Annotated in this window: 12 protein-coding genes; all 12 read right to left on the bottom strand. The window is 41.8% G+C overall.

Annotated elements, in window-relative coordinates:
* Positions 1-54 precede the first annotated feature (54 nt).
* The 12 genes from lepB to HNR41_RS01510 all read right to left on the bottom strand — a co-directional run bounded on the left by lepB (position 55) and on the right by HNR41_RS01510 (position 11126).
* Positions 55-585, bottom strand: a complete 531-nt coding sequence (lepB, locus tag HNR41_RS01565) for a signal peptidase I (RefSeq protein WP_184281056.1) — start codon at positions 583-585, stop codon at positions 55-57.
* A gap of 12 nt (positions 586-597) precedes the next feature.
* Positions 598-1197, bottom strand: a complete 600-nt coding sequence (locus tag HNR41_RS01560; protein ID WP_184281054.1) for a TVP38/TMEM64 family protein — start codon at positions 1195-1197, stop codon at positions 598-600.
* Between the two features lie 111 nt (positions 1198-1308).
* Positions 1309-2097, bottom strand: a complete 789-nt coding sequence (trpA, locus tag HNR41_RS01555; RefSeq protein ID WP_184281051.1) for a tryptophan synthase subunit alpha — start codon at positions 2095-2097, stop codon at positions 1309-1311.
* The gene (trpB, locus tag HNR41_RS01550; RefSeq protein ID WP_184281049.1) at positions 2094-3296 is read right to left on the bottom strand and encodes a tryptophan synthase subunit beta; all 1203 of its coding nucleotides are present in this window, start codon (positions 3294-3296) and stop codon (positions 2094-2096) included. Before trpB ends, trpA begins: the two co-directional genes overlap by 4 nt.
* Positions 3289-3906 (bottom strand): phosphoribosylanthranilate isomerase, encoded by a 618-nt coding sequence (locus HNR41_RS01545; protein ID WP_184281048.1) that lies wholly within the window; start codon positions 3904-3906, stop codon positions 3289-3291. Before HNR41_RS01545 ends, trpB begins: the two co-directional genes overlap by 8 nt.
* Complete coding sequence (trpC, locus tag HNR41_RS01540; protein ID WP_184281046.1) at positions 3896-4672, bottom strand: indole-3-glycerol phosphate synthase TrpC; 777 nt, start codon at positions 4670-4672, stop codon at positions 3896-3898. The genes HNR41_RS01545 and trpC overlap by 11 nt, the downstream gene beginning before the upstream one ends.
* Entirely contained in the window at positions 4669-5712 is a 1044-nt protein-coding gene (gene trpD / locus HNR41_RS01535; RefSeq protein ID WP_184281045.1) for an anthranilate phosphoribosyltransferase, read from the bottom strand. Before trpD ends, trpC begins: the two co-directional genes overlap by 4 nt.
* 1069 nt (positions 5713-6781) lie before the next feature.
* The gene (locus HNR41_RS01530; RefSeq protein ID WP_184281043.1) at positions 6782-8026 is read right to left on the bottom strand and encodes a Glu/Leu/Phe/Val family dehydrogenase; all 1245 of its coding nucleotides are present in this window, start codon (positions 8024-8026) and stop codon (positions 6782-6784) included.
* A 57-nt stretch (positions 8027-8083) separates the two neighbouring features.
* Positions 8084-9283, bottom strand: coding sequence for an ornithine--oxo-acid transaminase (locus HNR41_RS01525; RefSeq protein ID WP_184281041.1), 1200 nt, complete (start codon positions 9281-9283; stop codon positions 8084-8086).
* A 274-nt stretch (positions 9284-9557) separates the two neighbouring features.
* The gene (ygs, locus tag HNR41_RS01520) at positions 9558-9935 is read right to left on the bottom strand and encodes a S1 domain-containing post-transcriptional regulator Ygs (protein ID WP_184281039.1); all 378 of its coding nucleotides are present in this window, start codon (positions 9933-9935) and stop codon (positions 9558-9560) included.
* Between the two features lie 199 nt (positions 9936-10134).
* Positions 10135-10356, bottom strand: coding sequence for a hypothetical protein (locus HNR41_RS01515; RefSeq protein WP_308807843.1), 222 nt, complete (start codon positions 10354-10356; stop codon positions 10135-10137).
* Between the two features lie 176 nt (positions 10357-10532).
* Complete coding sequence (locus HNR41_RS01510) at positions 10533-11126, bottom strand: peptidylprolyl isomerase (protein ID WP_184281037.1); 594 nt, start codon at positions 11124-11126, stop codon at positions 10533-10535.
* Between the last annotated feature and the right edge of the window lie 47 nt (positions 11127-11173).

Genomic DNA, 11173 nt, shown 5'->3' with positions numbered 1-11173 from the left:
TTGAATAAAGGAGATATTAGATTTCCTAATATCTCCTTTTAGTAATATTTATAATTAAAAATCAATTGCGATTTCATTCAGCGGCCAGAATCTGAGCTGTACTTCGCCGATAATTGAATCCTCGGTAATTAAACCGAAATCCCTTGAGTCACGGCTGATTGGGCGATTGTCTCCAAGAACAAGATATTGTCCTTGTGGAATTACATCGCCTTCAACACCGAGATCGCTTAATGTGAAGTTATCCATATACGATTCCTCCTGATGAACAACGTAGTCTTCCTGCAGCGGTTCGCCGTTCAGGTAAACAGTTTTATCGACCATTTCCACTGTATCCCCCGGTACGCCGATAACACGTTTAACGTACGCTGAATCCTGGTTCGATTCAAAGACAATGACATCATCCTGTTCCACTTCCCCAAGATCATATATAAATTTGTTTACGACTACTCTGTCGCCGTCTTCCAGTGTCGGATCCATACTGAGCCCGTCGACTGAAAATGAAACGAAGAGAAACATTCTGATTACGGCAATTACAACGATTGCAATCAATATCGCAACTGCCCATTCTCGGATTTCTTTTGCCAATTATGACACCTCTTATTTATTCATTTTTCTTTCCAGATACTTTTGATACCATTTGGAAAGCAAGTATAATACTGCTAAAAACACCAATGAGATGATAAGTTTTACCGGTGAGTCAAAAAATGAAGTTATGTCATAACCGACGAGTGTCATCGATAATATCATAATAAATTTTGACGCTAATAATATATATAAGTATACATCTCTTCTTATATTAGATAAAGCTGTGATGACGTTGACGACCGATGATGGTGTAAACGGCAGCGACAACAGTATAAACAAAAATGTAAAGCCGCGTTTATCGATAAACTGCAGCATGCTCCGAAGCTTTTCATGTTTGTCTATGTACTTCTGGGCCGGGACCCTGAATATATTCCTGACTGTCAGAAACACAAGATAGCTCCCTGCAACGCCGGCAACATAACTTACCAGAAATCCAACAATAATTCCGTATGAGTTAATATTTAAAATAACAATGACTACAAGCGGTAAAAAAGGCAGAAATGCCTCGAGCAGCACGAGCAGAAATCCTACGATAAAACCTAAATCCTCAAATTTTTGAAAGAGCGCTTCTATTCCCTGTTCGGTCGTCAGTAATTCGATAAATTCGTTCACGTGTTTCCCCTCATTATAAAATACTAAAAGACTATATTTTTAATATAGTCTTTTAGTATAGAATATCAAATTATTTTTATTTATTATAACATGAGTAGGGACGATTTATCGTTATTTAACACGTTCGCCATGCTTTTTAGGAATCAGATTTTTAATATCTTTTTCCTCTTTCTGATGAAACATTTCAACAATCTGCGAACCGACGATTACACCGTCGCAATGTTCTCCGAGCGTTTCCGCCGCTTCAGCTGAAGTTATACCGAATCCTGCACATACCGGTACATTACTCTGCTCTTTAATACGTGCGAGATTTTCGTAAACTTCTTCACTGTATCCTGTCCGCTTCCCTGTAACGCCGTTGACCGTCACTGCGTAGATAAACCCTTCTGCTCCGTCGACAAGATTCGCGAGACGCTCGTCTGTCGTCGTCAATGTTGCCAGACGGATAATCGCAAGACCGGTACCGGCAAGTGCATTTTTTAGTTCCGGTTCCTCTTCAAGCGGAACATCAGGCACAATTAATCCGCTGACATTGGCAGCCGCTGCATCTTCGGCGAATGTTTCAAGTCCGTAATGAAATACAGGATTATAATATGTCATCAGTACATACGGTACATTGATATCACTTTTAATTTCAGTCAGCTTTTTAAGAATTGCACGCAGACTCACATGCTCATTCAGTGCGCGTATACCCGCGCGCTGAATGACAGGCCCGTCTGCAGCAGGATCACTGAACGGAATCCCAATTTCAATCAGATCCACTCCAGCTTCTTCGAGCGTTTTGATCTGATACGGCAGTTTATCCAGTCCGCCGTCGCCGGCCATCATATACGCGATAAATGCTTTGTCGTCCGTCTCTTTCAGTTTATTAAACATTTCACTTATACGGGTCTTAGTCATTTTCTCGCCTCCAGTTCTGCTTTCACCATTTCAACATCCTTGTCGCCTCTTCCTGACAGTGACACAATAATGATTTCATCTTTTGGAAGTTCCGGTGCAATTTTCATAACGTGTGCAATCGCATGAGAGCTTTCGAGTGCGGGTATAATTCCTTCTGTTCTCGACAGTTCCTGGAATGCATTCAGTGCTTCTTCGTCTGTTGCATATTCGTAACTTGCACGTTTCGTCTTGAACAGGAAGCTGTGTTCCGGTCCGATTCCCGGGTAATCCAGCCCCGCAGAGATAGAGTGCGTGCCCTGCAGCTGGCCGCTTTCGTCCTGCAGCATATGCATTTTAGCGCCGTGTGCAATACCAACAGAACCCCGGTTGATCGCAGCTGCTACTTTGCCGCTGTCGATACCGCTTCCTGCTGCTTCAACACCGATCAGCTCAACATCTTTATCTTCAATAAAGTTATAGAACATACCCATAGCATTACTTCCTCCGCCGATGCATGCAACCACTTTATCCGGCAGACGCCCTTCTTTTTTTAGAATCTGTGCTTTTGCCTCTTTAGAAATAATGCTCTGGAAGTCCCGCACGATTTGCGGGAACGGATGCGGTCCTAAAACTGAACCGAGCACGTAATGCGTATCTTCCATATGCTGGACCCAGTACCTCATCGTTTCATTTACTGCATCTTTCAGCGTTGCAGTTCCCTGCTCGACTTTAACAACTTCTGCACCGAGCAGCTCCATACGAAAAACATTCAATTCCTGACGGGCAGCATCTTTTGCACCCATAAAAATTTTACATTCAAGCCCGAGAAGTGCTGCGATTGTTGCTGTTGCTACTCCGTGCTGGCCGGCACCTGTTTCAGCAATTATCTTCGTTTTCCCCATGTATTTAGTTAACAGACCCTGACCGACAGCATTGTTAATTTTATGAGCACCGGTATGGTTTAAATCTTCACGTTTTAAATATATTTTTGCACCGCCAAGTTTTTCAGTTAAACGCTGTGCATAAAATAACGGATTTTCCCGTCCGACATACTCTCTCATTAAATAATCAAATTCTTTTTGGAACCCGGGATCCTGCTGTGCCTCTTTGTATGACACTTTTAATTCTTCAAGCGTATTAATTAATGATTCAGCAACGTAAGTGCCGCCGAATTCACCGAACTTGCCTTCTGCACTCGGATATTTATATGTTTCAGTCATTGTGTCCACCTCTGATATTTTTTATAAATGCTGCGATCTTTTCCGGATCTTTTTCTCCGTCAGTTTCAACACCGCTGGATACATCGATTAATGCCGGCGCTACTGTTTCTGCCGCTCTGCCTACATTGTCAGGATTCAATCCCCCGGCGAGCGCAAGTCTTGATTTATCAATTGTCTCCAGGGGGAGTTCCGACCAGTTGAACGTTACGCCGCTGCCGCCGTAATATTTTTCTCTCGGGCTGTCGATCAGTATATAATCGGCACCGAAATCAAAACGTTCCTCATATGACAGTTCCGAATTCGACGGGAATGCTTTAATAGCGCGCTCCCGGTATTGTTCAACAAAATCTTTATCTTCATCCCCGTGAAACTGTATATAATCGAGCCCCGCTTCATTTAGTCCGGCATCCACCTCTGCTTTCGTCGGATTAACGTATACACCGACTACTTTAATGCCTGTCCCTTTAAGGCTGCCGGTAATCTCTTTAACCGTTTCAAGACTGATCTGACGTTTGCTTGGTGCAAGTACTACACCGATAAAATCCGGCTGCGCTTTTGCTGCGAGCTGCGCTTCTTCACATGTTTTAATACCGCAGATTTTAACTTTCATACACTTTACCTGCTTTCAGCTCCTGAATCTTTTCTTCGATGCTGTCAGCTCTCATTAATGATTCTCCCACAAGCATGCCCGACGCGCCCGCGAGCTTCATGCGCTGTGCGTCTTCTCCGTTATGAATGCCGCTTTCGGCGATGAATTGAATATCATCCGTGCCGTATTTTTCAAGCAGGCGTTCTGTGTTGCCGATATCGACAGTGAACGTTTTTAAGTTCCTGTTGTTAATGCCGATAATTTCGGGTGAAATTTTTAAAGCACGTTTTAATTCAACTTCGTCGTGAACTTCAACGATAATATTTAAATCAAGTGACGAGGCGTAATCATATAAGTCCCCGAGTGATTCATCATCGAGTATCGTAACGATTAGTAAAACAATATCTGCGCCGTGGTTATATGCTCTGTTAATCTGGCGTCTATCTATTATAAAATCTTTGTTCAGCACCGGGACATCGACTGCCGCGGACACACGTTCCAAATCATCAAAGCTGCCTTTAAAGAACTGTTTATCCGTCAATACACTGATGGCATCTGCTCCGCCTCTTACGTATGACTTTGCCTGTTCGAGGGGGTCCATGACTGCATTGATGTCGCCCTGAGACGGTGAGGCGCGTTTTACTTCACTAATCAGAGCGATGCCGTTTTCACGTTTAAGGCTGCCCGTAAAGTCCAGCGGTTTTTCTCTTGTAATTAATTCGATTTTTTCCGGGTATTCCAGCAGTTCCTGTTTTTTAACTTCAACGATATCATCCAGTATTGTCATTTTTCTGCCTCCTCATTATTGCGGATTACTTCCTGCAGCTTGGCATAAGCTTTACCTGATTCGACTGCTTCTCTTGCTGCCTGAATGCCTGCGCTGATTGATTTTGCTTTGTCTGCCACAAACAGCCCGATGCCTGCGTTCAGCAGTACTGTTTCAAGCTGCGCTCTTGTTGCCGTGCCTTTCAGCACCGCTTCAAGTATTGCTTTGTTTTCCTCGCCGTCGCCGCCTGCGATATCGCTTTTGTCACACAGCGTTAAGCCGTAGTCTGTCGGGTCGATAACCACTTCTTCAATTTCTCCGCCGCGTAAAAATACCAGATGATTGTCTCCAAGGAGTGTTGCTTCATCCATATGTCCTGCACCGTTCATTACTACCGCGTTCTCACGTCCCAGACGTTTCAGCACCTGTGTGATTGTCAGGAGTTTTCTGCGATCATATATACCAAGGAACTGATAATCAAGGTTCAGCGGGCTGATGCACGGTCCGATATAATTGAATACCGTCGGATGTTTCAGTGTCTGTCTCACTCTCATGATCTGTCCCATTTTAGGGTGTACATGCGGTGCGCTTAAAAATGTAATGTTTGATTCGTTCAGTTCGTGTGCCACTCTGTCAGCCTCAAAATTTAAGTTCACTCCAAGCGCCTGCAGTACATCCGAGCTGCCCGTCCTGCTCGTCACACTCTTGTTGCCGTGCTTTGCAACTGTTACACCGCAGCTTGCAAGTACGAATGCTGATGTTGTTGAGATATTAAAGCTCTGTGAACGATCTCCGCCTGTTCCGCAGTTGTCCATTACTTTATCGTTTACGTTCGGAATATCTTTTGCATATGACTTCAGCACTTCGGCAATTGCTGTAATTTCATCGACTGTTTCACCTTTATCACTTAAAGCAACTATGAAATCCCGCAGTTCGTCATCCGTCACTTTACCGTTTAATACTTCCTTAAAGAATTCGTACATTTCTTTATAAGATAAATCAGTGCCTTCTTTTACTTTTATCATTACCGTTTCAGTTACTGTTGTGATATTTAATGTCATAATATATTCCTCCTTAAAATTAAAAATCCTCCATGACAAAATTGTCATGGAGGACGATGTTTACCGCGGTACCACCTCTGTCGAATACTAAGCTTCACTCAAATGCGTAACGGCATTACCCGAGCAATAATAAAAACCGGAACCCAATTCACTGCAGAACACGCTGCCGGCTCCCACCAAATCCGGCTCTCTGTGAAACGTAAAACTGCTGCTACTCAATCCAATTGCTGTTATTAAATTAATGAAATAAAAAACTCCCCATGCTTAATATAAAAATATATTAAGGACGGAGAGCCGCGGTGCCACCTATATTGACCGGGTAAAGCCGGTCCACTCATTAAAAGTTATATTAATTAAATTGTTTAATAAAGAAGTCCATTCGCATATATGAAGTACCGGTTCACACCCCCACCGGCTCGCTTTGAAATCGATATATGTTACTACTCTTCTTTCGAATTGATTTTAATACTAACAACTTAAAAATATAAATGCAAGGACTAAATTTTATTTGTCTGAAAATTAAGTCTAAATTTGAGTCCGGATATACTGATATGACAAGGTTTAATCTGTGTGATAAACTTTTGTGTTTTTTTATTTTAGGAGTGATTATGACTGATATTATGACTTTTTGTGGAGGATTTATATCTAAGTAACAATGAGGCTTGCTCATTGTTACGCTGGATGTTCATCGTTACTATGAACTGCTCTCATTGTTACGCAAGATGTCCTTCGTTACTATGAACCGTTCTCATTGTGACGCTGGATGTTCATCGTTACTATGAACCGTTCTCATTGTTACGCTGGATGTTCATCGTTACTATGAACCGTTCTCATTGTTACGCTGGATGTTCATCGTTACTATGAACCGCTCTCATTGTGACGCTGGATGTTCATCGTTACTATGAAACGCTCTCATTGTGACGCTGGATGTTCATCGTTACTATGAAACGCTCTCATTGTTACGCAAGATTTCCATCATAACTATGAACCGCTCTCATTGTGACTGAATCAATACACCAAAACAAAAAAAGACAAAACCCCGTAAGGTTTTGTCTTTAAAATTATAAATTTATGCCCAACCGCGGTAGCGTGAACCTTCTGCAGTTCGTTTAAGACCTACGATAAATGCTGCAAGTCTCATATCGATTTGACGGTTCTGATGAAGGTCATAAATTTCTTTAAATGCCGCAACGAGTTTTTCTTCCATCTTCTCGTTAACTTCTTCTTCACTCCAGTAATAACCCTGGTTGTTTTGTACCCATTCGAAGTAAGATACTGTTACTCCGCCTGCTGATGCAAGTACGTCCGGAACGATCAGAACGCCTCTTTCAGTCAGGATGCGTGTAGCTTCAGTTGTAGTCGGGCCGTTTGCTGCTTCACATAAAATTTGTGCTTTAATGTTAGGCGCATTGGCTTCTGTAATTTGGTTTTCGATTGCTGCCGGAATAATAACGTCACAATCTAATGAGAATAACTCATCGTTTGAAAGAACATCGTCAAACAGGTTCGTTACCATACCAAAGCTGTCGCGTCGTTCAAGCAGATAATCAATGTCAAGTCCTTCCGGATCATGAAGTGCACCATTGGCGTCCGAGATACCGACGATTTTTGCACCTTTGTCATAGAGGAATTTAGACAGGAAGCTTCCTGCGTTACCGAATCCCTGTATAACGATACGGATGTCTTCCATCTTCATATCGCGTTTCTTAAGTGCTTCTTCAAGACAGATTACAACACCAAGTGCTGTCGCTCTGTCACGGCCTTCAGAACCACCGAGTACTAATGGCTTACCTGTAATGAATCCAGGTGAGTTGTACTGGTCAATCGCGCTGTACTCATCCATCATCCAAGCCATAATCTGAGAGTTCGTGAATACGTCCGGTGCAGGAATATCTTTAGTCGGTCCAACGATTTGAGATATTGCACGTACGTAACCGCGTGAAAGTCTTTCAACTTCATCCATGCTCATTTCGCGGGGATCACAAATGATTCCGCCTTTACCTCCACCGTAAGGCAGGTTAACAATACCTGCTTTAAGTGTCATCCACATAGATAATGCAACAACTTCATCTTCCGAAACGCTCGGGTGGAAACGTACTCCGCCCTTAGTAGGACCCACTGCATCGTTGTGCTGTGCACGGAATCCCGTAAATACTTTGACAGAACCATCATCCATCTTCACCGGTATACGCACTTTTAGTGAGCGTAAAGGTTCTTTGATTAATTGGTACATATCGTCGTTATAACCAAGCTTATCGAGCGCTTCTTTAATGATGCGCTGTGTAGATTCAACTAAACTAATTTCTTCTGACATTTTATCCGCCTCTTTTTGTAACTGTTTTCATCTAATATTGTATCATAAAGATTTTTTTTAGAAAGTACCTTTGTTAAAAACTTTTTTAACTTTTTCGAGGGCCCAGTCAAGCTCTTCTTTAGTTACTACAAGCGGTGGTGCAAATCTCACGACAGTACCGTGTGTTTCTTTGCAGAGCACCCCTTCATCTTTAAGCTGTTCACAGAATACGCGTGCACTCTTGTTAAGTTCCAGTCCGATAAAGAGTCCTTTACCGCGAATATCTACAATTGATTCATGTGTAATTTTCTTCAGTTCGCCAAGCAGGTATTCTCCGAGTTCCAGTGAACGGTCTGCCAGCTTTTCGTCGATCAGCACATTAAGTGCCGCTTCGGACACTCTCGCTGCCAGCGGGTTTCCGCCGAATGTCGAACCGTGAGATCCTTCATTAAGTACACCAAGTACTTCGTCGTCACCAAGAACAACTGATACCGGGAATACTCCGCCGCCAAGTGCTTTTCCTAAAATGTACATATCAGGTACTACTTCGTCCCAGTCCGTTGCAAACATTTTTCCTGCACGGCCAAGTCCCGCCTGAATTTCATCTGAAATAAACAGTACATTATTGCGGTCGCAAATTTCTCTTACCTGTTTCAGGTAGCCTGCCGGCGGAATGTTTACGCCCGCTTCACCCTGAATCGGTTCTAAGATTACTGCTGCTGTGTTGTCGTTAATTGCATCTTCAAGTGCTTCCGGATCACCGTAGTTCACAATTTGGAATCCGTCCCCAAGCGGTCCAAATCCTCTGCGGTATTCAGGTTCGGATGACATTGACATCGGTATCATTGTTCTCCCGTGGAAGTTGTTCTTCATTGCAATTACTTCCGCCTGATTATCAGGTACGCCTTTAACTTCATAAGCCCAGCGTCTCGCTGCTTTAATTGCAGATTCAACCGCTTCAGCGCCTGTGTTCATCGGCAGTACTCTGTTCTTGCCTGATATTTCACTGAGCTTTTCAAACCAGTCACCGAGACAGTCTACATGGAACGATCGTGACGTCAGCGTTACTTTATCCGCCTGATCTTTTAACGCCTGGATAATTTTCGGATGACGATGCCCCTGATTCACCGCAGAATATGCACTCAGCATATCCATATATTTATTGCCTTCCGGATCTTTTACCCAGACACCTTCCGCTTCTGAAATTACAATCGGCAGCGGCTTATAAATGTCCGTATCGTGCCGCTCTGTCTGTTTAATAATTTCTTCAGTTCTCATAAATTTCTCCCCCTTATTTATGTTTAAAAACTCATTTAAATATACATTTTTAATTATGTATTCATATCCATCATGACTGTATTTACCTTTATTTTCAAGAGTTTTGTCAACACGCATGATAAAGCGGTTTGCGAACTTTGAAAACGTATACACTAAATCGGTGTTTTATACTTTTTAAGTCTATAAAATCAACGTATTTATGTATTTACGATGAATATATATTCATCGAGAAAAAATTAAAAAACCTGTGAATTCACAGGTTTTGCTACTGGCATTATTCTTTCATACGTTCTTTTGCCTCTTCTATCCAGAGCGGCATTCTTTCTGCCAGAGTCTGGAAGCCGTGTTTCTCGGTATCTTTGATCTTTTCCAATACTGAACGCTTGTCCCGCTTTTTCTCTTCGTTCTTAAAGTATTCGTTTTCCTTCAGAGATAAACTGATTTTGCCGTTTTCATCAATGCTGACAATTTTAGCCTTTACTATTTGGCCTTTTGATAAATATTGATTCACATCGTGTACGTAATCGTTCATCACTTCAGATATATGGATCAGACCATCACGATTATCAGGAGTTTTGACAAAAGCACCGTACGACTGAATACCAGTAATTTTCACTTTAACGAACTGGCCGATCCGGTATTTTTTTGCCATGTTATCCCTACTTATTTTGCTTCTTTATTAAATCCATCACCATTTTAACACAGTTGGCTGAAGTAACCAAAATAATCACACAGCAAAACACATATACCGGTCCGGCATATGTGCGCGTAAATTTCATATAAGTTATGTAAGTCTGCAGTACTCTAAGGTCGCACACAGAAATAACAAATCAGTTTTATTTATTAAATCATTATTTCCGTGTTGGATCGTCCTTATGTTCATGTTCGAGTCTCTCGAGAACTTTTTCTTCGAAATCTCTCATCTTCTCTTCTTCATTGCGCGAATATTTTTTAATAAGTTTATACACGATAAACGCAAGTAAAATAAAAAGAAGTAACATGATAATAGCTGGAATGTATTCCGTTTTATCTTCCGGGAAATAAAGGAATGGCATCATTTTTAAATCACTCACCTTTACACAACCAAGTATATCAGAGTGTTTTGCGCTATAAATATTATAATAATGACTAATTTGTGATACTTTCCGTTAATTTTTAGAAATAATTCCCATTAATATGTATATCTGGGAGCTCTTATAAAATAATACACAGCCTGTTTTTAAGCAGACTGTGTATTATATATTGGTTCTTATTTTTCAGTTACTTCAATTGTTTCGATGATCACATCTTCAACAGGCTTATCCTGTCTGCCTGTTTTAACATCAGCAATCTTTTCAATAATATCCATACCTTCGATCACCTGGCCGAATACAGTATGTCTCTGGTCCAACCATGGCGTACCGCCGTTTTGCTTGTAGCTTTCGATAATTTCAGCCGGGTAGCCCGCGCCTTCAAGCTGTGACACCATATCTGCCGGCACATCTTTAAGCTGCACGATAAAGAACTGTGAACCGTTAGTGTTTGGCCCTGCGTTTGCCATTGACAGTGCACCGTAAAGGTTGAATGCATCTGTTGAGAACTCATCTTCAAAAGCCTCTCCCCAGATACTTTCTCCGCCCATACCAGTTCCCGTCGGATCTCCACCCTGAATCATGAAGTCTTTAATAACTCTGTGGAAAATTAAACCGTCGTAGTATTTATTTTTTGCGTGTGTAACGAAGTTTTCTACAGTTTTAGGAGCAACATTGTTTAACAGTTTAAATGTTACGTCTCCCATGTTTGTTTTGATTACTGCTTTTGTTTCGCCTTCCAAAAGCTCTGTTGTTAATTGTGAATATGCCATGAATTTGGCCTCCTGAAAAATTTTATTAATTTCATTTTAGCAAAAGT

Origin of the sequence: Jeotgalicoccus coquinae, from assembly GCF_014207425.1 — a bacterium.
Taxonomy (GTDB): Bacteria; Bacillota; Bacilli; order Staphylococcales; family Salinicoccaceae; genus Jeotgalicoccus; species Jeotgalicoccus coquinae.
The sequence above is the reverse complement of the archived record's forward strand: the minus strand, read 5'-3'. Positions and strand labels throughout refer to the sequence as shown.